General features: G+C 46.5%; 18 protein-coding genes. 10 read left to right on the top strand and 8 right to left on the bottom strand.

Going from position 1 to position 20,668, the window contains the following annotated elements:
• Nucleotides 1-27 precede the first annotated feature (27 nt).
• Nucleotides 28-1,119 carry a Gfo/Idh/MocA family protein gene (locus MUK70_RS20785; protein WP_234654961.1) on the bottom strand — a complete coding sequence of 364 codons (1,092 nt, stop codon included), beginning with the start codon at nucleotides 1,117-1,119 and terminating at the stop codon, nucleotides 28-30.
• Nucleotides 1,120-1,466: 347 nt separating this feature from the next.
• On the opposite strand from MUK70_RS20785, the gene MUK70_RS20780 reads away from it, so the two are divergent.
• The 9 genes from MUK70_RS20780 to MUK70_RS20740 all read left to right on the top strand — a co-directional run bounded on the left by MUK70_RS20780 (nucleotide 1,467) and on the right by MUK70_RS20740 (nucleotide 15,106).
• A complete protein-coding gene (locus tag MUK70_RS20780; protein WP_234654960.1) occupies nucleotides 1,467-3,374 on the top strand; it encodes a DUF3858 domain-containing protein in 1,908 nt (635 codons plus the stop codon).
• A gap of 10 nt (nucleotides 3,375-3,384) precedes the next feature.
• Nucleotides 3,385-5,313, top strand: coding sequence for a transglutaminase family protein (locus MUK70_RS20775; protein ID WP_234654959.1), 1,929 nt, complete (start codon nucleotides 3,385-3,387; stop codon nucleotides 5,311-5,313).
• A 122-nt stretch (nucleotides 5,314-5,435) separates the two neighbouring features.
• On the top strand, nucleotides 5,436-6,374 hold the full coding sequence (locus MUK70_RS20770) for a dihydrodipicolinate synthase family protein (RefSeq protein ID WP_234654958.1): 939 nt from the start codon (nucleotides 5,436-5,438) through the stop codon (nucleotides 6,372-6,374).
• Nucleotides 6,375-6,464: 90 nt separating this feature from the next.
• A complete protein-coding gene (locus tag MUK70_RS20765) occupies nucleotides 6,465-7,940 on the top strand; it encodes an aldehyde dehydrogenase (NADP(+)) (protein WP_234654957.1) in 1,476 nt (491 codons plus the stop codon).
• Nucleotides 7,940-8,941 (top strand): 4-hydroxyproline epimerase, encoded by a 1,002-nt coding sequence (locus tag MUK70_RS20760; RefSeq protein WP_234654956.1) that lies wholly within the window; start codon nucleotides 7,940-7,942, stop codon nucleotides 8,939-8,941. The genes MUK70_RS20765 and MUK70_RS20760 overlap by 1 nt, the downstream gene beginning before the upstream one ends.
• A 15-nt stretch (nucleotides 8,942-8,956) precedes the next feature.
• Nucleotides 8,957-10,219 carry an NAD(P)/FAD-dependent oxidoreductase gene (locus MUK70_RS20755; RefSeq protein ID WP_234654955.1) on the top strand — a complete coding sequence of 421 codons (1,263 nt, stop codon included), beginning with the start codon at nucleotides 8,957-8,959 and terminating at the stop codon, nucleotides 10,217-10,219.
• 58 nt (nucleotides 10,220-10,277) lie between these two features.
• Nucleotides 10,278-12,062, top strand: coding sequence for a DUF885 family protein (locus MUK70_RS20750; RefSeq protein WP_234654954.1), 1,785 nt, complete (start codon nucleotides 10,278-10,280; stop codon nucleotides 12,060-12,062).
• Nucleotides 12,063-12,114: 52 nt separating this feature from the next.
• On the top strand, nucleotides 12,115-13,542 hold the full coding sequence (locus tag MUK70_RS20745) for an APC family permease (RefSeq protein ID WP_234654953.1): 1,428 nt from the start codon (nucleotides 12,115-12,117) through the stop codon (nucleotides 13,540-13,542).
• 13 nt (nucleotides 13,543-13,555) lie between these two features.
• Nucleotides 13,556-15,106 (top strand): M20/M25/M40 family metallo-hydrolase, encoded by a 1,551-nt coding sequence (locus MUK70_RS20740; RefSeq protein WP_234654952.1) that lies wholly within the window; start codon nucleotides 13,556-13,558, stop codon nucleotides 15,104-15,106.
• 98 nt (nucleotides 15,107-15,204) lie between these two features.
• Here MUK70_RS20740 and MUK70_RS20735 read toward each other — a convergent pair whose 3' ends face one another.
• Genes MUK70_RS20735 through MUK70_RS20725 form a run of 3 tightly spaced genes read right to left on the bottom strand, consistent with a single transcriptional unit; the run spans nucleotide 15,205 to nucleotide 16,487 of the window.
• Entirely contained in the window at nucleotides 15,205-15,648 is a 444-nt protein-coding gene (locus MUK70_RS20735) for a hypothetical protein (RefSeq protein ID WP_234654951.1), read from the bottom strand.
• A 6-nt stretch (nucleotides 15,649-15,654) separates the two neighbouring features.
• A complete protein-coding gene (locus MUK70_RS20730; RefSeq protein ID WP_255716314.1) occupies nucleotides 15,655-16,071 on the bottom strand; it encodes a type II toxin-antitoxin system VapC family toxin in 417 nt (138 codons plus the stop codon).
• Entirely contained in the window at nucleotides 16,068-16,487 is a 420-nt protein-coding gene (locus MUK70_RS20725; RefSeq protein WP_234654949.1) for a hypothetical protein, read from the bottom strand. The genes MUK70_RS20730 and MUK70_RS20725 overlap by 4 nt, the downstream gene beginning before the upstream one ends.
• Nucleotides 16,488-16,662: 175 nt before the next feature.
• Between MUK70_RS20725 and MUK70_RS20720 the strand changes: the two genes are divergently transcribed.
• Nucleotides 16,663-16,911, top strand: coding sequence for a hypothetical protein (locus MUK70_RS20720; protein ID WP_234654948.1), 249 nt, complete (start codon nucleotides 16,663-16,665; stop codon nucleotides 16,909-16,911).
• Nucleotides 16,912-16,995: 84 nt separating this feature from the next.
• Here the strand turns inward: MUK70_RS20720 and MUK70_RS20715 are convergent, their stop codons facing one another.
• From MUK70_RS20715 to MUK70_RS20700, 4 genes are all read right to left on the bottom strand, one after another.
• Entirely contained in the window at nucleotides 16,996-17,280 is a 285-nt protein-coding gene (locus MUK70_RS20715) for a type II toxin-antitoxin system VapC family toxin (RefSeq protein WP_234654947.1), read from the bottom strand.
• Entirely contained in the window at nucleotides 17,234-17,416 is a 183-nt protein-coding gene (locus tag MUK70_RS20710; protein WP_234654946.1) for a hypothetical protein, read from the bottom strand. The genes MUK70_RS20715 and MUK70_RS20710 overlap by 47 nt, the downstream gene beginning before the upstream one ends.
• A 128-nt stretch (nucleotides 17,417-17,544) precedes the next feature.
• Nucleotides 17,545-18,930 carry an aminopeptidase P family protein gene (locus tag MUK70_RS20705; protein WP_234654945.1) on the bottom strand — a complete coding sequence of 462 codons (1,386 nt, stop codon included), beginning with the start codon at nucleotides 18,928-18,930 and terminating at the stop codon, nucleotides 17,545-17,547.
• Nucleotides 18,931-19,062: 132 nt separating this feature from the next.
• Nucleotides 19,063-20,646, bottom strand: coding sequence for a RagB/SusD family nutrient uptake outer membrane protein (locus MUK70_RS20700; RefSeq protein WP_234654944.1), 1,584 nt, complete (start codon nucleotides 20,644-20,646; stop codon nucleotides 19,063-19,065).
• Between the last annotated feature and the right edge of the window lie 22 nt (nucleotides 20,647-20,668).

Here is a 20,668-nt window from a genome sequence, read left to right as displayed (position 1 = left end):
ACAAGGCTTATATTTAATTTTAAGCGATTAAGCCAGATCTACGGTGCGTCCTGTTTTTACAGATTCGTCACATGCGAATGCAATCTGCAAGCTCGTAACAGCGTCCTGCAAGTGGTCTGTCAGGTCGAAATCTTTACGGATCGCATTCAGGAAATAACGTTGTTCACGATTACAAAGCTCCTGGTGATCGGGCTCGTCTTCAAGATTGATCCAGGAATCTTCCCTTACAAATTCATCCTTATCATTCAAATCCGCATGGTGTACGCGAATGGACTCTGTTTTTGTATGTGCTTCCACAGAAGAAGATTTTCCACTGCCGCCCGCATCTTTCGCAACGATAGAAACACTTCCTTTCGGCCCGATCACATCTTTCACAAAGAATGCAGTTTCGCTGATCATCGGTCCCCAGCCTGCTTCATACCAGCCCACGGAACCATCTTCAAACCAAATTTGAAGCTGACCATAATTGTAATTGCCAGCTGGAATGTCTTCCGTCAAGCGAGCCCCAATCGCATTCACACGCAATGGTTTCGAGCGCGTCATCTGACACATTACATCTATGTAATGCACGCCACAGTCCACAATAGGACTCAGGCTTTTCATCAGGTTCCGGTGTACGCCCCACATATAGCCGTGGCTTTGCTGGTTCAGGTTCATGCGCATTACCAGCGGCTTGCCCAGGTTCTGCGCTTCGGCTACGAAACGCTCCCAAGATGGATGTACGCGAAGAATGTAGCCGACAACCACTTTCTTACCAGCCGTTTTTGCAGCTTCCACAACGCGCTTAGCACCTTCAACCGAGTCAGCAAGCGGTTTTTCAATGAAAACGTGCGCGCCGTATTCCAGTGCCTTTATAGCAAAGTCCTCATGCGTGTCCGGGTAAGTGGAAATGCAGACAGCATCCGGTTTGGTTTCCTTTAAAGCAGTTTCGTAATCGCTGAAAAGGGCATAACCGCCGCCCAGTTTTTCATTCAGAACTTCTTTGCTTTTGCCGGTTGAAACGATCCCGCAGATCTCAAAACCGTCCAGCGAATGATATGCAAATGCGTGGGAAGCGCCCATGTTGCCACAACCGACTACGAGTACGCGAAGTGGACTTCCATTTTCAAAAGATGACATAATGATGTAAAATGTTAATGATCCGGGTTAGCAGGAATAGGTAATCATTGAACAAAGCAAAGCTTCATTTTGGTGCAAAAATAGGCATTAAAATCTGTTTTTGGAGTTGGGACTATTTGAGTGAAAAAAAATCTACGAACAGTTACAAATTTCTTTTGAAAATAAAATTAATGCTGCAATAATGCACAATAATTTCTACCTCTACCTCTGTTTGTTGCATGACTCATTTTTTACTTCAGTGCAGGCTGTCCTGCGTTGTCTTGTGGAGGGTTTGTGTCCTCTCAATCCTCACCTTTTTCTCCCTTAATGCTGTTGCCCAGGAAGATTTTAAGCCAAAATTCGGTGTAGTGGATCGTGCCGCTGTAGAAATGACGGCTTTCCAGGGTGATAGTTCGGCCGCCGCAGTTTACCTCTACGATTTTGGCGAAGTTAGCTACCGTTACGATGATATCCGCGGGCTGGTGATGGTGATGGAATCCTGGATCAGGATCAAAATCCTTAAAGAGTCAGCCCTTGACCGAGCTTCTATTGCAATCAATACTTACGAAGGCAGCGGACCCGAGAATCAGGAAATGTTGGACGACATTCAGGGCTACACCTATAATATAGAGAACGGACAGGTTGTGCGAACGGCGATGGACAGAAAGTCGATTAAGCGGGAAAAAGCCACGGGTAAATATTATGCTTACAAATTCAACCTCGCCAATGCACGCAAAGGTTCGGTGATCGAATATTCGTACAGGCGTACAACGCCATTGACTGTCCGCGATAAACCCGCTCCCTGGTCTTTCCAGGCCTCCGTGCCGAGTAAGTGGAGTGAGTTCCGCATTACGATCCCGTTTTTTCTGGAATATAAAACAACCATGAGCGGTTACCTTCCTCTGTATATCAGCGAACAGGAGCCTACGGATGTGCATTTCAGCTTGTCCAAGCTTAACGGGCGCGGCGTCGCCTATCGTTTTGTTGTGAAGGATGCGCCTGCATTTGTCAACGAACCTTTTATAACGACGGAAAGTGATTATTTGTCCAAGGTTAATTTTGAGCTTTCCGTCATTCAGGTGCCTGGTGAAATATCGAAGCATTTTTCCAACACCTGGGACAATGTTGAAAAGACATTGAACGAGGCAAGCTGGTTTGGCGTAGAGTTGCGTAAATCATCATTCCTCAAAGCCAAGCGCGATGAAATTATACAGACCGCCAAGACGCCGGAGGAAAAAATGGAGCTTGCATACAGGCATCTGCAAAGCCATATGAAATGGGACGGTTCGTCGTATCTGGGTTCCAGAGATGGTGTCAAAAAAGCCTACGAAAATAAGGCAGGCAATGCTACTGAGGTGAATTTGATCCTCACTTCACTGCTTCGCGAATTAGACCTGAATGCTGATCCTGTGATCCTGAGCACGCGTTCCAATGGCAGGTTCCTGAAAGAAATCCCGCTTCTGGAAAGCTGCAATTATGTGGTCAGCCACGTTGAGATCGCCGGAAAAGAATATTTTCTGGACGCCACACAGCCCTATGCCAAGCTCGGCCTCCTTCCTGAGCATGCATTGAATGGTTATGGCAGGCTCGTCCCCAAAAAGGGAGCGGGGAGGTTTTTGGATATAAAACCGCTGGACGCGCAGACCAGACTGGAAATGGTGAATGCAAACATTTTGCCCGAAGATGGCAGCATTAAAGGCAGTTACAGCATTTCCTATGCGGGTTATGAAGCATTGCGCTGGCGCGACAAATATGTGAAAGAGCCCGATGACATTTATCACGAAGCGCTTAAAAAGCGGTCTCCGGAATGGAAAATCAGTAACATTGCAGTGAAGAATAGAAACGAGGATTTGAAAACAGCCGTTAATGTGGCTTGTGATTTTGAATTTGAAGACGAGAACGCTTCGCCTGATTTATTCTATTTTAATCCCATCATGGCCGGTCGCTGGGAAAGCAATCCGCTGAAATCCAAAGAAAGGATTTACCCGCTTGACTTCACCAGCGGAATGTCGGAATCGTTTATTGGCAATTATAAGCTTCCGGCAGGTTACGTTTTGGAAGAAATGCCAAAGGCAGAAATGGTAACCCTGCCCGAAAAAGCTGGAAAATTTGTTTATCAGGTGCGGCAGGCAGGCGATATGATCCAGGTTAGCAGTGTTCTCGTGCTCTCAAAAACAAACTTTCCGGCCGAGGAATACCATGACGTGAAAGAGTTTTTTGAACGCGTGGTCCAAAAACATGCGCAACCGCTGGTGATCAAGAAAAAGGCTAATTGACATTTAAAACATGCGAACATTATTACTGAATGTATTTTTTGCCTGCGCAATTTCCTTTGTATCCCTGGCGCAAAGCGATTTTGATGTAACAAAAATAAATCCGGAGCTCATTACCGGGGCCAATGCCGTTATCCGTGAGGACGATGATTTGTTTGAAATTATATCAAAAGCAGAAGCCCGGCATAAAAAGCGAACGGTTGTAACGATTTTGAACGAAAAAGGGGAGGAAGAATACGGACAGCTGATCGTGGGCTATGACAAATTCACCAGGATCACCGACATCAGCGGAAGCCTTTATGATTTCAGCGGAAAGCTTCAAAAAAAGATGAAAAACGCAGACGTAACCGATTATGGCTACGGTGGAGGCGGGGACAACATTACGGATGCAAGGGTAAAACTGGCTGATTTCGGCAAAAAAAGTTATACATATCCCTATACGGTCGAGTTCAGTTATGAGACCAAGGAAAAAAACATGATGTTCTATCCGCGCTGGATGCCGTTATCGGACTCTAAAACGGCTGTTCAGCATGCGCAGTTCATTATTAAGGCGCCAGCCGGATTCAAGTTTCGTTATAAAGAATATAATGGTGCTCCGGCAGTAGCCAAATCCAAGGCGGCAGATGGGGCGGACATTTACCAGTGGGCTGTAAATAACCACACCGTTCCCAAGATCACGGACTTTTATCCGCTGCCGCTATTAGAGTACACCCCATTGGTGATGGTTGCCCCTTCCGATTTCGAAGTGCAGGATTATGAGGGAAATTTCAATAGCTGGGCTGATTTCGGAAAATTCTATCATACATTAAATGCTGGTCGCGACGTGCTGCCTGCCACAACGGTGGCCGAGATAAAATCGGTTGTGAAGGATGCAAAGTCGGATAAAGAAAAGGTTGTATTGATTTACAATTGGATGCAAAAGCGCTCGCGATACGTAAGTATTCAGCTCGGCATTGGCGGCTGGCAGACCATTGATGCGACGACGGTTGCGAACAAAGGATATGGCGACTGCAAAGCGCTGAGCAATTTCACCGTTGCTGCATTGCGCCAGGCAGGCATTTCCGCTTATGTGGCGCTCATTAAAGCAGGCGACGAAGCTTTGATGAAGCCCGATTTCCCAAGCAGTCAGTTCAACCACGTCATCGCCTGCGCCGTGGTCGCGAAAGACACGATGTGGCTCGAATGCACAAGCCAAACCACAACGCCCAACTTCATGGGCACATTCACAGGCAGCCGCCACGCATTGCTTATCACGCCTGAAGGCGGAAAACTGGTTCCTACGCCGGTATATAAATCACATCAGAACACAAGAAAGAGCCGCGCGAATGTGAGCCTGGATGAAGTAGGAAACGGAAAGGTGGAAGTGCATACACTATATGCAGGCTTGCAGCAGGAATCGCGTAACAGCGTTTTTCACAATGGCAACAAGGAAGAGCAAAAGAAGTGGCTGATGAACCACATTAACCTGCCGAGCCTGGATTTACAGCAATTTGAGCTCCTCGAAGGCCGTGAAACCGAGCCAACAATCACGGAAAAACTATCGCTGAATGTCCGCAACTGCGCTACCAAAACGGGAACACGCCTTTTCATCAAACCTACATTATTAAGCCGTCCGTTTGATTTGCCCGCCACCACAGAACGCACAACCGATTTCTATCTGCCTGGCTCCATTTACGACTTTACCGATTCTGACACAGTCTCCTACGTCATTCCAGCGAATTATAAGCTGGAAACAACGTTGCCGTCTGTTCAGATCAAATCGGTTTTTGGCACTTATGAATCGAAGACGGTTTTGGAAAATAACAAGCTTGTATGCGCACGGAAGGTCGTTATGAACGGTGGGCGCTACAACGCCAAGGATTTTCCAGCCTGGATCGATTTCCTCAAAAAGGTAAGGAAAGCAGACCGCGCCCAAGTGGTATTCGTCGAAAACAAACCTTGAAGCCGGATTTCGTTTTATGTTAAAATTCGTATATTATTGATTAAAACCAGAAATGTTTGTCGGTTTTTCAAACATTAACTTTGACAAAAATTAAGATCTTTCATAGTTAACACAATCAATATATGAACAAGGAATCCTGGCAAGGTGTATTTCCGGCGTTGCTAACGCCTTTCAAATCAGACGACAGCATTGATTTTGATCTTTTCCGCAAAAATCTTGAAGTGCAGATTGAAGCTGGCGTAACCGGCGCGATCGTTTCGGGCTCACTGGGAGAAGCGAGCACATTGACGAAAGCGGAAAAAGTGGAATTGGTTAAATATGCCAAAAGCATTGTTGCGCAGGATTTCCCGATCGTGGTCTGCATTGCCGAGCAATCCACTGCGGAAGCGGTAAGCCTTGCCAAAGAAGCCGAAGCTGCGGGTGCAGACGGTCTGATGGTGTTGCCTCCGATGCGTTACAAAGCAGACGATCACGAAACGGTTGTTTATTTCAAAACCATCGCGCAAAGCACTGCCTTGCCATTGATGATTTACAACAATCCGGTGGATTACAAAATCGAAGTGACGTTACAAATGTTCGAGCAGCTTGCCGAGATTCCGAATGTGCACGCAATTAAGGAATCAACACGTGACGTAAGCAATGTTACTCGCCTGTACAACCGTTTTGGCGACCGTTTCAAAGTGTTCTGCGGTGTGGATACATTGATTATGGAAGAAGTGATGCTGGGTTGTGACGGCGTTGTGGGCGGTTTGGTTGACGCATTCCCGAAAGAAACCGTTGCTATTTTCAATCTGGTCAAAGCTGGGTTATATAAAGAAGCCTTGGCCGTTTACCGTTGGTATCTTCCTTTGCTCGAACTGGACATTCATCCAAAACTGGTTCAAAACATCAAGCTTGCCGCTACAAAAGCAGGCATAGGCTCGGAATATGTTCGCGCACCAAGACTGGTTCTGGAAGGTGCAGAGCGTGAAAAAGTGCTTGCGATTATTGATGAAGCCATTGCTTCTCAGCCTGCATTGCCAGATTATTTGAATTTGTCTTCGGAAGTTTCTGTTGCATAACATTGTCGCATGACGTAATCCGGCTTTACTTTAAAGCTGGATTAGCATTCTATTCGCGACTTTTACAAACAGAAATTATCCTAACCAACCATGACAACTTCAAAAGAACAACTGGAAGCCATATTGCAAAAGTCTCTCGAGGCTTTTGTGATCATGAAAAAATATTCAATTCAAAAGCGTGTTGCGCTCATGCGGACTATTGCGGACGAGATCGAAGCCATTGGTCCTGAACTCGTTGCAACAGCCAAAGCGGAATCCAACCTGCCCGAAGCACGCTTAACCGGCGAAAAAGCACGGACGATTTTCCAATGGAGAAGTTATGCAGAAGCATTGGAAAAGGGCGCCCCGCTGGATGCCAGCATTGACACAGCAAACGCCGAAAGAACGCCTCCTAAGCCGGATATTCGCAAAACGAGCATTCCGTTGGGACCCGTTGCCGTGTTTGGTGCGAGTAATTTTCCATTCGCATTTTCAACAGCTGGCGGCGACACAACCAGCGCCATTGCGGCCGGTTGTCCGGTTGTGGTGAAAGCGCATCCGGGACATCCCGAAACTTCTCAGATTATGGCCGACGCCATCAGTCGCGCGGTTGCTAAAAGCAATTTCCCGGAAGGCACTTTTTCACATGTTTATTTTGAAACCAATGAAGAGTCGCAGTTCCTGGTAAGCCACCCGATCATTAAGGCGGTTGGTTTTACAGGTTCTTACCGCGCTGGGACTGCATTGGCCGAGATTTCAGCAAAAAGGCCCGAGCCAATTCCTGTTTTTGCCGAAATGGGTAGTGTTAACCCTGTTTTTTTATTGCCAAATAAATTAGAAGCTTCTGCTGCTGAATTGGCAAAGCAATATGCTGGCTCGCTAACATTGGGCGTAGGGCAATTCTGCACCAATCCCGGCATCATCATCGCCATTGAAAGTCCTGCATTGGAAACATTTGAAAATGCATTAGAGGAAGAAATTATAAAAATTGCCCCTTCACATATGCTTCATGCAGGCATTGCAGAAAGCTATGAAAAAGGACGCAAAAAGTTAACCACGCAACCCGGCGTTGAAATCCTTGCAGTCACTGAAACGGAAGTTTTGGAAGGACAAGGCGGCGCGACGGTTGCCACGGTTCATGCGCAAACATTCCTGAGCAACGACGCTTTGCAGGAGGAAGTGTTCGGTCCTTTTGCATTGATCATTAAATGTGAAAACATAGACGAAGTGATTTCTGTGGGCGGAAAGCTGCACGGACAATTAACAGCCACATTATTGGCAACGAACGAAGACCTTGCTGCCAATGATGAGCTGATCGGATTGGTAACCGACAAATGTGGCCGGATCCTGTTTAACAACTTCCCGACGGGTGTTGAAGTTTGCAAATCCATGCACCACGGCGGGCCATTCCCATCGTCGAGCAACGTCCAATTTACTTCGGTTGGTTCAGACGCCATCAAGCGTTTTGTGCGGCCGATGAGCTTGCAGAACTGGCCGGATGAATTTTTACCAGAAGAATTGAAAAATGCCAATCCGCTCGGCATCTGGCGGACGGTTAATAACGAGCTAACGAAGGAAGCTTTGTAATGAGAAAAACATTTTTCTGCATCGACGCACACACTTGCGGGAATCCCGTTCGTGTGGTGGCCGGTGGCGGCCCGCTTTTGCAGGGCAATAGCATGATGGAGCGCAGGCTTCACTTTTTGAAAGAATTTGACTGGATCAGAAAAGGATTAATGTTCGAGCCGCGCGGCCACGACATGATGAGCGGAAGCATTTTATATCCGCCCGTCGATCCCGCAAATGACATTGGCGTGCTCTACATTGAAACCAGCGGCTGCCTCCCGATGTGCGGGCACGGAACCATTGGAACTGTCACCATAGCGATTCAGGAAGGTTTGGTAACCCCGAAAATTCCTGGAAAACTGCGCCTAGAAACGCCTGCCGGATTGGTTTTGGTAGAATATGTGCAGGAAGGCAAAAGGGTGAAATCTGTTAAACTGATCAATATAAAATCATTCTTGGCAGCCGAAAACCTCGAAGTGGAGTGTCCTGAACTGGGCACATTGAAGGTGGATGTTTCCTATGGCGGCAACTTTTACGCAATCGTCGATCCGCAGGAAAACTTCAAAGGAATCGAACATTACACGGCCGATCAGCTGATCAGTTGGAGCCGTGTTTGCCGCAAGCGGATGAATGAGAAATACAAGTTCGTCCATCCTGAAAACGAACATATCAACGGATTAAGCCATTTCCTTTGGGCCGGTGCGGTTTTAGATAAAACTTCAACTGCCCGCAATGCTGTTTTCTACGGAGATAAGGCCATTGACCGTTCCCCCTGCGGAACCGGAACTTCGGCCCGGATGGCGCAATGGCATGCCAAAGGAAAGCTCAAAAAAGGCGATCAGTTCATTCACGAAAGCATTATCGGCTCCAAATTCACGGGAACCGTTGAGGGCGAAGTGACGATAGGAGATAAGCCCGCCATCATTCCAGGCATCGAAGGCTGGGCTGTGGTGACGGGTTATAATACAATCATTATCGACGACGAGGAAGATCCATACGCATTTGGATTTCAAGTGATTTAGGGAGTTTTTACAAATATGAACGTGACGAACAAGGGAAAAGCCACCATCATTGGCGGCGGGATTATGGGGTTGACATCGGCTTATTATTTGCTCAAAAGCGGATGGCAAGTGACGTTGATTGACAAGGGCGATTTGTCGGACAATTGCTCGCAGGGCAATGCTGGAATGATCGTTCCAAGTCATTTTATTCCGCTGGCGGCTCCCGGTATGATTTCCAAAGGCATCAAATGGATGTTCGATAGCCGAAGCCCATTTTATGTAAAACCTTCTTTGGACTGGGGACTGGTTTCCTGGGGTTTAAAATTCATGAAAAGCGCCACGCCTGCGAATGTGGAGCGTGCAGCGCCTTATCTGCGTGATTATCATTTGCTTAGCAAGCAACTTTATGAAGATCTGGCCAAAGAAGAAGGCTTCGATTTTGGTCTGGAGGAAAAGGGCATTCTCATGCTTTACAAAACGGAGAAAGCCGGAGAAGAAGAAATCCACGTTGCCAAAGACGGTCAGAAACTGGGTTTGGACATTGAAATGCTAACTAAGGAGCAAGTTCAGGCCATTGAACCCAACATTAAGCTGGACGTGATAGGCGCAGTGCATTATCATTGCGACGCCCATTTGTATCCAACTGCATTGTTTACGCAACTTTTGAAATACATTAAATCAAAAGGCGCTGAACTGGTTTTAAATGCGAAGGTGAAAGGTTTTGATATAAAAAATGGTGAAATAAAAGGCGTTCAAACTGAAAACAAAACCATTGAAGGCGACCTCGTCATTATGACCGGCGGAACTTGGCTTCCCGAGCTTTCGAAACTGGCCGGATTATCCATTCCTGTGATGCCTGGAAAAGGTTACTCATTCATGGAGCCTAATTCAGAGCACAAAATCGAGCATCCCGCATTGCTAATCGAAGCCCGCGTTGCAGTTACGCCAATGAACGGACAAGTCCGATTCGGCGGCACGATGGAGCTAGCAGCTGTGAACGACAACATTAATATGAACCGCGTGGAAGGCATTGTGAACTCCATCCCGCAATATTATCCCGAACTGAATGTGGCGGTTCCAGCCAAAGAGCGAATTTGGTATGGTTTCCGTCCGTGCTCGCCAGATGGCTTGCCGTATCTGGGCTACAGCAAAAAACTTAAAAACCTGATCGTCGCGGGCGGCCACGGCATGATGGGCATCAGCCTCGGACCTGCTACGGGCAAGATGGTGGCGGAGCTCGCCAACAAGTCTGGATTGTCGGCGGATATCAAACTTTACAATCCTGAAAGATATAATTAACCCGGAATGATCCGGGTTTTTTGTTTGAATAGCTTTTCTAAACCTTAATCAGACCTGGATGAAAATTTTCAACCACAGAATTTTCTTGTGCCTTATTTTCCTGATAAGCACCACGTTTCTTCCCAAAGCTTTTGCCCAAAACAAATTCAACCTTTACGAACAAACCAGCGAAACAGCCGGACTGATCATTCAATATGGTCAGGACACGCGCGCGATCCGCTCGTTTTATTCGCCTATGGAACGTGGAAGAGGCGGTTTTGGAGCGCCCAGCAGTGTTCTGAATTCTCCCGAGCAGCGAAAGCGACTGCGGGAAGTGGATCAAAATTATTTGGAAAGACTGGCGAAGGTGGATTTCAATGCCATGAGCATTTATGGAAAGGTGGATTATATTTTGCTCAAAAGAAGCATCGAGGACGATTTACTAACATTGACCAAAGAAGAAAAAGAATACAATGTTGTAAAGGCACATTTCCCTTTTGCCGACAAAATATATGCTCTGGAAAAAGGCCGCCGCCGCGGTGCAACGGTTGACGGACAAGCAGTTGCGGGACAATTGAATGATATTTTAAAAGAAGTAAAAACCGCCTCGGATGCTTTCAAAAAAATAGAAAGCATTGAAATGCCGCTCGCAGAACGCGGTGAAGAAGCAGTAAGCGGCTTGAAGTCCAGACTAAAAAGCACTTATGAATTTTACAAAGGCTATGATCCGCAATTCTCCTGGTGGGTTCCGGAGCCATACGAAGCATTAGACAGCGCATTAACTGCTTATGCCAAAACCATCAAAAGCAAAGGCAAGCTGACCACAACCCAGAAAGACGACAACAGCGGAATCAAAGGCGTTCCCATAGGCCGTGATGAGCTGATCAGGCAGCTGGACGCAGAAATGATCAGTTATACGCCGGATGAACTGATTGATTTGGCCAACAAAGAATTCGCGTGGTGCGATAAGGAATTGCTGAAAGCTTCGCAGGAAATGGGCTTTGGAAATGATTGGCAAAAGGCGCAGGAAAAGGTTAAAAACAGTTATGTAAAAGCAGGAACCCAGCCCGAACTGATCCTGAAACTTTACGATGACGCTAAGAATTTTATCACCGCCAACAACCTGATCGATTATCCCGAAATCGCCGACGAAACCTGGGGAATGCAAATGATGACGCCTGAACGTCAGCTCATTAATCCATTCTTCCTCGGCGGCCGCGACATTATCATTTCCTACCCGACCAACACGATGCAGCATGAGGACAAGCTCATGAGCATGCGCGGAAACAATCCTTATTTCTCACGGGCGACGGTTCATCACGAGCTTGTGCCCGGGCATCATTTGCAATATTATATGAATAGCCGTTACAAGGCCTACCGGAGCGAATTTAGGACGCCGTTTTGGACGGAAGGCTGGTCGCTTTACTGGGAATTGCTGCTGTATGACAAAGGCTTTGCCAAAACACCCGAGGAGCGGATCGGCATGTTATTCTGGCGAATGCACCGTTGCGCGCGGATCATTTTTTCGCTTAACTATCATTTAGGCAAATGGGGCCCGCAACAATGCATTGATTTTTTGGTAGATAGAGTTGGTCACGAACGCGCTAACGCGGAAGGCGAAGTGCGCCGCTCGTTCGAAGGCAGTTACAGTCCGCTTTATCAGGTGGCTTACCACATCGGCGGCTTGCAGATTCTAAGCCTGAAAAATGAACTGGTTGACAGCGGAAAAATGACATACAAAGATTTTCACGATGCCATCATGAAAGAAAACAATATGCCCATTGAAATGGTAAGGGCCACATTGATCAATCAGCCGGTAACACGTGATTTTAAAACAAAGTGGAAATTTTATAGTTTCAAATAAAAGCGTACTTTAAGAGTCGAAACTTCTGACAAGTTTAAACCTAACTCTTCATATGTCTGTAGAATCCGTCCCGGAAAAAACCGCATTTAAACCCACATTAGGTCTCGTAGACGCAACCATGCTCGTTGCCGGCAGTATGATCGGATCGGGCATTTTTATTGTAAGCGCGGACATTACGCGTAACACCGGGAGCGTGGGTTGGCTCATGTTCGTTTGGTTAATCACCGGTTTTATGACGCTTACGGCCGCATTAAGTTACGGCGAGCTGAGCGCCATGTTTCCCAAAGCCGGTGGCCAGTATATTTATCTCAAAGAAGCCTACAATCCGCTGATGGGTTTTCTTTACGGTTGGAGCTTTTTCACCGTAATCCAAACCGCCACCATTGCAGCCGTTGCAGTGGCTTTTGCCAAATTTACAGCTTATTTATTGCCTCAATTCAGTGAAGACATTGTCGCGCTCGATCTCGGATTTTTACAAATAACGCCCGCCCAGTTACTGTCCATTGTCGTCATTGTGCTGTTAACGTTCATCAATACACGCGGCGTCAACAGCGGCAAAATTATCCAGACCACATTCACGCTCACCAAGTTATTAAGCTTGCTAGGCTTGATCGTTTTTGGTTTAATTTTCATGAAACCGGAGATTTGGGCTGCTAATTGGGACTCGGCGACCATGTGGGATATGCACAAGCTGAATGTTGACGGAAGCATTGCCTCTTACACCACAATCGCCGCTTTCGGCGCCATTGCCGCATCCATGGTCGGCTCTATTTTCAGCAGCGATTCCTGGAATAATGTAACTTTCATTGCAGGAGAAATCAAGAATCCGCAGCGTAACATTGGACTCAGCCTTGCATTAGGAACCATCATTGTGACGGTGATTTATTTGCTGACCAATGTGATGTACACTGGCGTTTTGTCTTTGCAGGAAATTGCGGCTGCTGATAAAGACCGCGTTGCAGTAAGCGCTTCACACGTCATTTTCGGCACTTCGGGAACGATCATTATTGCGGTGATGATCATGATTTCAACATTCGGCTGTAACAACGGCTTGATCATGTCAGGCGCGCGGGTTTATTACTCAATGGCCAAAGACGGTCTGTTTTTCAGCAAAGTAGGGCAGCTTAACAAGAATTCTGTTCCTGAATTTGGGCTTTGGATTCAATGTGTCATTGCGTCACTCTGGGCATTGAGCGGGAAATATGGTAACCTGCTGGATATGATCTCGTTTGTGGTGGTTGTGTTTTACATGCTTACCATCGTCGGGATTTTTATTCTTAGGAAAAAAAGGCCGGAGATTGACAGGCCTTACAAAGCTTTTGGATATCCCTTTTTGCCGATTATTTACATCGTAATGGGCATTGCATTCTGTGTCTTGCTGATTATTTATAAGCCGGAATACACCTGGCCTGGATTGATTATAGTGCTGCTGGGGATTCCTGTTTATTATATGGTTGCTAAGAAAGAGATCAAAGCATAACAATTCAGCTCCTATGAAGAAGATCTTTTATTCATTGCTATTCTGTCCTGGGCTTTTGCTTGCACAGGAAATCGACCAAACTGCCATTGCCAAGATCCGCAAGGAAGGAATGGAAAACTCCAAAGTTGCAGATATCGCCCACCAACTTACAGATGTTTCTGGCCCGCGACTTACCAATTCCCCCGGCTTCCAAAGAGCAGCCGAATGGTCGGTGAGTGAGTTAAAAAAATGGGGTTTGCAGAATTCACGCATTGAAGATTGGGGTGAATTTGGAAAAGGCTGGCAGGTTGAAAAAAGCTATCTGGCGATGACAAAGCCTTATTATATGCCTTTCATAGCCATTCCAAAAGCCTGGACTTCCGGAACTTCGGGGCCGATCAAAGGCGAAGTGGTGGTCGTGAACATTCAGAATGAAGAAGACCTCAAAAAATATGCAGACGGAAAGCTGACGGGTAAAATCGTTCTGGTAAAAGGCCCCGCCGACACCGACCCAACATTCAAGCCCGACGCCGTGCGTTACACGACAGAGGATCTGGACAAAATGACCAATTCGCAGCCATTCGGTCAAAGCAACTTCACACCCGAACAAGCTGAACGCATGCGCACCATGCGCAGCTTCCGCAGCCGCGTCGACAGCACAATGAAAGCGCAGGAAATCAGTTTGGAACTGGCAGGGAGAGCAGGAAAACACGGCACGTTCTTCACAAGCAACGGCGCATCCTACAAAGGTGATGCACCCATAGCCGGTCCCGCATTCGAAATGGCCCCCGAACACGCCGGACTCGTAGCACGACTCGTCGAAAGCGGCATCCCGGTAACATTGGAAGCTGAATCACAAACCACATTCTTCGACAAAAAACTTATCACAGGCAACGTAATCGCAGAAATTCCCGGCACTGATCCAAAACTAAAAGACGAAATCGTAATGCTAGGCGGCCACCTCGACTCATGGCATAGCGCAACTGGAGCCACTGACAATGCAGCCGGTTGCACCGTGATGTTGGAGGCCGTGCGGATATTACAAGCGTCCGGTTTGAAACCCAAAAGAACAATTCGCATTGCGCTCTGGTCGGGTGAAGAGCAGGGGCTGCACGGATCAAGGAATTATGTAAAAAACACATTTGGCGACCCGCAGACAATGAAGCTAATGCCAGCGCACGAAAAATTATCAGCTTACTACAACATTGATAACGGCACAGGCCGCATTCGCGGAATTTACTTACAGGGAAACGAAGGCCCACGCGCTATTTTCGAAAAATGGCTCGCCCCTTTTAGCGACATCATTGACCACCCAACCGTCACATCAAGAAATACAGGCGGCACTGATCACCAAAGTTTCGACGCGCTCGGACTGCCTGGATTCCAATTCATCCAGGACGGAATCGAATACGGCTCCCGCACGCACCACACGAATGCGGACACCTACGAGCGCCTTGTGATGGATGATTTAAAACAAATGGCCGTGGTGGTAGCGACCTTCGTTTACAACACAGCCCAACTTGACGAAAAAATCCCAAGAAAAGAACTGCCGAAAGCCAAGGCAGCGGCAGGCGTAGGACGATAGCCCTTCAAAATCTTTACTGATGAAATTATTGATTTGCTATTCTGGACAGTGAGCAGCATTGTTTTGGCTAAGTGCTGGGAAAGGTGAAATTGACGAGGTTACTTTCTTAATAATTTGTCAATCAACTTCAAAATCCCTTCCCGGTTCTTAGCAGCTTTAATGAATTGCGGCAGTTTTTCAACCATTGTCGTATGTGTCAAAGTTTGCCTTTCCCTCAATTTCGAAGCAATATAATTCCGTATCTCCCCAAGATGCTCCCGATTACAAGCCCAAAGCACATTGCCTTTATATTTACCTTGGAGCCATAAGGGAAGGTTGAAAATAGGATCACCGATCAAAGAGTTCTGATAAGTTTTTCCCGGAACTTCATGCTCAATATGGCTGCAATTATTGCAAACCAATTTCCTAGTTTTTTCTGCTTCGTTCTTTTGATTAATGACCAGCGCTTCTTTACTGCATTTCGGACATTCCACCGAGAAGTGGGTCATGTAGGAGTATAGGCGAGTTGGCGGGCCGGAGTAGCGGTGGGTTTGGGCGGGCATTTTGGTCTACCTATTACTTACAACATTTTTGGTCCAGTCTTCCAAATCAATTCCATTGATTCGTTTAAAGTGGCTTGTGTTATTAGTAACCATTATCATTTTATGCGTTACTGAAGTTACGCCAATTAGCAAGTCAAAATCATCTAACGGAGTGCCCGCCTTTTGTAGTCGAGCCTTTTCCTTGGCAAAAAGATCCAGAGCATGAAAAATGGGAAGTATTCTGACACCTGTCAGAAAGCGATCCAGTGCCGTTCTGTTTTTTTCGGGATGTTCGCTTTTCTCAATTCCGAATTTGAGTTCCGCTAATGTTATTTCTGAAATGAAGCAGTCCTCCGCATTTATTTCGTCAAATTTAGCCTGCAAGTCGAACTTGCCTTTCATGTAAAAAATGGCAATGTTAGTATCGATCAGAAATCTTTTCAAAAGGATTCGGTTTGTCTGGTCGAAACTCTGCTGCTACGAATGTCATCAATGATCTCCTCTGCCGATTTAGATGACTCGAATGCTCCAAACGCCTCTTTAAATAAAGATTTTTTGCGCTGCTGGTCAGATTTTACCGATTCAGACAGTTTTGATATTAGATCGAGTTTTTCATCTAGGCTCAAATTTTCCAGAAGGTCAACATAACCATCAACAATTGTGCTATTTTTCGCTTCTGCTTCCATAATTGAAGTGGATGACTCGTTCAACTTTCGTAGATCAGGCAAGCCGGATTTTTTTAGAATTTCGTTTACCTTCTTTAATAGTTCAGGAAAATGGTTTTTCCCTAGTAATTCCTTTAAGCTATTGTCGATGATAATCTGTGGTCTGGTTGACTCATTTGGAGTTTCTGCTTCCATAGTGTTGTGTTTAGTGATGTAGGAATGATTTTCAATCATTCAACTCATAGAGTTGGATGTCAAATATAATAAAAGCCTTGAAACTTCAAGTGATCCGACACGCACTTTTGCTTTTTCCATCAAACCCAGTAAGTTTACAACGTCCAAACTTTCTCAGGCATTTAACTCTTTTCAAATGTCTGTTAATCAAAAAGAATCCCGCCAAAGCGCAGCCGAGGAGCTGCTGAGTAATTACCTGAATCAGGATGTCGACCTGATCGAAATCGAACGGATGCACAACGAAATGCTCCGACATTATCTCCGCCCAACCGACGAATGGAATCTTAGTCGCAAGTACGCGCTGCTTGCGCTGGATACGAGTGAGGTGATTACCCGATTGTTGAAAGAGATTGGGGATTATGGGAAAAGTATTAGAAGTTGCTAAGAAACTGAAGAAGCCGTCGTCAGTTAGTACTGGCAACGGCTTCTGTGTCGAGTGCTAATTCTAAATTTTATAAGAAAAGTCAGATCATAAAGCAACCAAAATCAATGAGTCTATACGCTCAAAATGCTTCTTATTTAATGTTGCCAGAGGCATTCCGTGCGAAACAGCACTTGCTGCTATAAGCAAATCGGCTAATGCAATTTGCTTGCTCTTTTTCTTCAATTCCGCATTAATATGAACGGCTGTGTCGATGCAATCCTCATCAAGTGCGACGATTTCTAATTGTTGGAATACGTTGTCCCAATATGCCGCTTGACTTGCATCACAGTTTTTTCCGCCATTGGTTGATCGCTTTTCTGTTATTTTCAATGGTTTGGATCTCTTCTTCGGTTGCAGTAGGGCCGTTTAAAAGAAGGAATTCCAAGTCGTTTTCAGACTTCTCTTTTCCTTCTTTCTCAATTTCCGCTTTGAGCTGCTTCAACTGCCTGGCAGGCAACGTTTTCACTACCCTCAATAGTTGATCGAACGATATATCCACTTGTACTTGCATAGACCAAATTTACTAATATTTATCAAAACGAAATTAGTGGTAAGGATGACAAAAAATTTCGTTCCTTGACAATAAGTTATGAATCACCCCCGCAACGCCTCAATTTCCACCACATCCTTCACCAATTCCTTCCCAAGCACCCGATTTCCATCTTCCGTAATCACCAAATTATCCTCCACCCTAATCCCCGTAAAATTCCTAAACTGCTCCAACTTCCCGTAGTCAATAAACTGCGAAAGCTTATTCTCAGCCTTCCAACGGTCAATTAATGTTTGAATAAAGTAAAGACCTGGCTCGACGGTTAGCACGAAGCCTGGTTCCAGTGCCCGGCCCAGGCGGAGGGATTTCCAGCCGAAAGTGGTGCCTTTGATGAGGTCTTCGGTGTAGCCCACGTATTGTTCGCCGAGGTTTTCCATGTCGTGGACGTCCAGGCCCATCATGTGGCCGAGGCCGCATTGGAAGAACAGGGTGTGGACGTCGTTTGCGAGTGCCTCCTGCGGATCGCCTTTGATGATGCCTACTGATTTTAGACCTTCCAGTAATTTGGTTGATGCTAATGCATGCACGTCTCTGAACAAAACGCCCGGTTTGCAGGCCTCAATGGCTGAAACCTGTGCATTGAGGACGATTTCATACATTTCTTTTTGAATGCTGCTGAATTGCTTTCCTGCGGGAATGGTGCGGGTCAGGTCGCCGCAATAATGCATTGCGGTTTCGGCACCGGCGTCACACAATGCCATTTGGCCGTCCTTGATAACGTAGTCGCGGGCGTGCGTGTGCAATGTTTCTCCGTTGACTGTCAGAATGATCGGGTAGGAGATGTCGCCGCCTTGTCCGATGGCGATGCTCTGCAACTTTCCGGCGATGGCTTTTTCCGTCATGCCCGGGCGGGTTGTGCGCATGAAATCCAAGTGCATGTCAATGGAGGTGTTGACGGCTTTTTCAATTTCGGCGATCTCCTCCGATGACTTGTAAGAACGCATGGAAACGACTGCCTTGATCAACTTCACGGAAGCGCGTTGTGATGCTTCGGAAGGTGAAACTTGCAGCCATTCTTGCAACTTTAAATTATGCTCAGCGCGGTAAGGGGGTAAAAAATGCACTTCCTGTTTCCTGCTTTGAATATCCCGAAGATATCCAGCGAGCGCCGAAAGCGGGTTTACTTGATTAGCACCCACTTTGGCAGCTTTTTCAGTAAGCGGTTCCTGATAACCCGTCCAGACAATGTCATCAATCGTCAGCTCATCGCCAAACATGATTTCCTGATCATTATCAATGTCAATAACCGCATGAATTGAAGCCGTGTCCAGTCCGAAATAATATAAAAAAGTGCTGTCCTGACGAAATGGATAAGTATTATCCCGATAATTCATCCCGGACTCATCATTGCCGAGGAAAAGAATTATACCGCTCCCTACTTTCTGTTTTAAGATCCGGCGGCGTTGTTTGTAAGTTTCTGTTGAGAACATATTGACGTGGCTATTCGCCGTTGGCTTTGGGCTTTCGGCTATTTTGTATTTTTAATGTTAAACAAAAAAATCCTGCTCACCAACAAGTCGTGGGAGCAGGAGCTTATTACCTGACCTATTTGAGTTCTTTTTTTAATATCCTGGATTCTGTTTCAGGTTTGTGTTTTTGTCCAACTCTGTTTGCGGAATTGGAAACAACGCTCGTTGCTGTGCTTGTGGACGGTGGTTGAACCATTTTTTGGTTTCGTATACACCAAACCGTATCAAATCCTGACGACGGTGGGCTTCGACTGCGAATTCCCAGCCTAGCTCGTCCAGGAAGCGGCCGAACTTGATATCGTCTCCGCCTTGGCGCTCCGTAATTGTTCCGTTTGTGGCTTGGTAACCGTAGTTGTAGCGACTGCCCTTTGCAAGGTCGGCGGCTGTCACAGTTGCTTTTGCAGGGTTGGTTTTGAATGCGCGTTTGCGGACTTCCGTTACAATGGTTGCTGCGTCGGCTGCTTTGCCTGTGCGCAAAAGGGCTTCGGCTTTGATCATCATGACGTCTGCGTAGCGGAGCAATGGGAAGTCGTTGTCCAAGCTGCCGGTTGCATTGGGTTTAATTTTGTATTTTCCAATGCGGTAACCGTCGGTTGAGGCTGTTTTATCGATGCCTGGGACGGTTCTGGAATAAGTAATGACCACGGCGCCGGTTGTTGCGTTTTTCTGTGGGCCCATGATCCAGGTGTCGGCCAGACGGCTGTCTTCGGCGTCGTAAGTCTCGATAAATTGCGGCACGGCGCAGTTTCCGCCCCATGGACCGGCGTTCATCGGATACACGGTGCGGCTCAACGGATCGAGCGTTTTCATGTGGATCTGGTTGCCGGTTCCGTAAATTTCATCGTAAGGGATCGCGAAAATGATCTCTTTGGAATTGAAATTGGTCCAGGTGAAAACATCCGAATAATTGGCGTCCAGCACATATTTGCCACTTTTGATTACATCGTCCGCTTGCGCAATGGCTTTTTCCCATTCAGGCGTTCCAGTGTAAACTTGCGCGTTCAAATATATTTTTGCCAAAAGCGCTTTTGCACCCCAACGGTTAAGCTGACCATAAGTCGTGGACGCATTTTCGCTGAGGTTTGGCATGACTTCAAGCAATTCTTTTACCACAAAATCATACACTTCTTTGCGCGTGTTTTGTTTTGGTAAATTAATATCCTGGAAATCGGTTACGATAGGCACATTGCCGTGGTTATCGAGCAAAAGATAGTAAGCCAGTGCCCGCACTGCTCTCAACTCAGCTTCCAATTCCACTTTTCCCGTTGTCAAAGGAATTTCACCTTCTGCAATTTGAGATAAAACCCTGTTTGCCGTAGTAATGCTGCGGAATGAGCTTTGCCAGGCATTTTCAGGTTGCCATTGCAAGGAAGTCCACGTGTGCTGGTGCATCCGGCGATACGTTCCGCCGTCATCCCAGCCATTCGGGCGAACGGGCGTAACGATGGCGTCGGCTGCTTCTTCCTGCAAATCAAAATAGCCCTGCCAGCCTAACATTAACCCCCGAAGAGACGAATAAACAGGCGCTATAATCGCTGGAATGTCCTTTTCGGTTGGCTGATAAGTGCTCGATAAAACTTCTGAATAAACCTGTTCTTCCAGGTCGGTGCAGGAGTAGAGCGTGGCCGCACCCATTATGGATGCGAGGACGATGTATATTTTACTTTTATTAATCATTGTTTCAAAATTTTGCTGTGGA

The organism is Dyadobacter chenwenxiniae, from assembly GCF_022869785.1.
In the GTDB taxonomy this organism is placed as follows: Bacteria; Bacteroidota; Bacteroidia; order Cytophagales; family Spirosomataceae; genus Dyadobacter; species Dyadobacter chenwenxiniae.
This window is presented reverse-complemented; position numbering and strand designations above follow the sequence as displayed.

What these genes read in the sequence shown, in the direction of transcription:
- MUK70_RS20785 (WP_234654961.1), bottom strand. Translation starts at nt 1,119, where the DNA reads ATGTCATCTTTTGAAAATGGAAGTCCACTTCGCGTACTCGTAGTCGGT.
- MUK70_RS20775 (WP_234654959.1), top strand. Translation starts at nt 3,385, where the DNA reads ATGCGAACATTATTACTGAATGTATTTTTTGCCTGCGCAATTTCCTTT.
- MUK70_RS20770 (WP_234654958.1), top strand. Translation starts at nt 5,436, where the DNA reads ATGAACAAGGAATCCTGGCAAGGTGTATTTCCGGCGTTGCTAACGCCT.
- MUK70_RS20765 (WP_234654957.1), top strand. Translation starts at nt 6,465, where the DNA reads ATGACAACTTCAAAAGAACAACTGGAAGCCATATTGCAAAAGTCTCTC.
- MUK70_RS20760 (WP_234654956.1), top strand. Translation starts at nt 7,940, where the DNA reads ATGAGAAAAACATTTTTCTGCATCGACGCACACACTTGCGGGAATCCC.
- MUK70_RS20755 (WP_234654955.1), top strand. Translation starts at nt 8,957, where the DNA reads ATGAACGTGACGAACAAGGGAAAAGCCACCATCATTGGCGGCGGGATT.
- MUK70_RS20750 (WP_234654954.1), top strand. Translation starts at nt 10,278, where the DNA reads ATGAAAATTTTCAACCACAGAATTTTCTTGTGCCTTATTTTCCTGATA.
- MUK70_RS20745 (WP_234654953.1), top strand. Translation starts at nt 12,115, where the DNA reads ATGTCTGTAGAATCCGTCCCGGAAAAAACCGCATTTAAACCCACATTA.
- MUK70_RS20740 (WP_234654952.1), top strand. Translation starts at nt 13,556, where the DNA reads ATGAAGAAGATCTTTTATTCATTGCTATTCTGTCCTGGGCTTTTGCTT.
- MUK70_RS20735 (WP_234654951.1), bottom strand. Translation starts at nt 15,648, where the DNA reads ATGCCCGCCCAAACCCACCGCTACTCCGGCCCGCCAACTCGCCTATAC.
- MUK70_RS20725 (WP_234654949.1), bottom strand. Translation starts at nt 16,487, where the DNA reads ATGGAAGCAGAAACTCCAAATGAGTCAACCAGACCACAGATTATCATC.
- MUK70_RS20720 (WP_234654948.1), top strand. Translation starts at nt 16,663, where the DNA reads ATGTCTGTTAATCAAAAAGAATCCCGCCAAAGCGCAGCCGAGGAGCTG.
- MUK70_RS20705 (WP_234654945.1), bottom strand. Translation starts at nt 18,930, where the DNA reads ATGTTCTCAACAGAAACTTACAAACAACGCCGCCGGATCTTAAAACAG.
- MUK70_RS20700 (WP_234654944.1), bottom strand. Translation starts at nt 20,646, where the DNA reads ATGATTAATAAAAGTAAAATATACATCGTCCTCGCATCCATAATGGGT.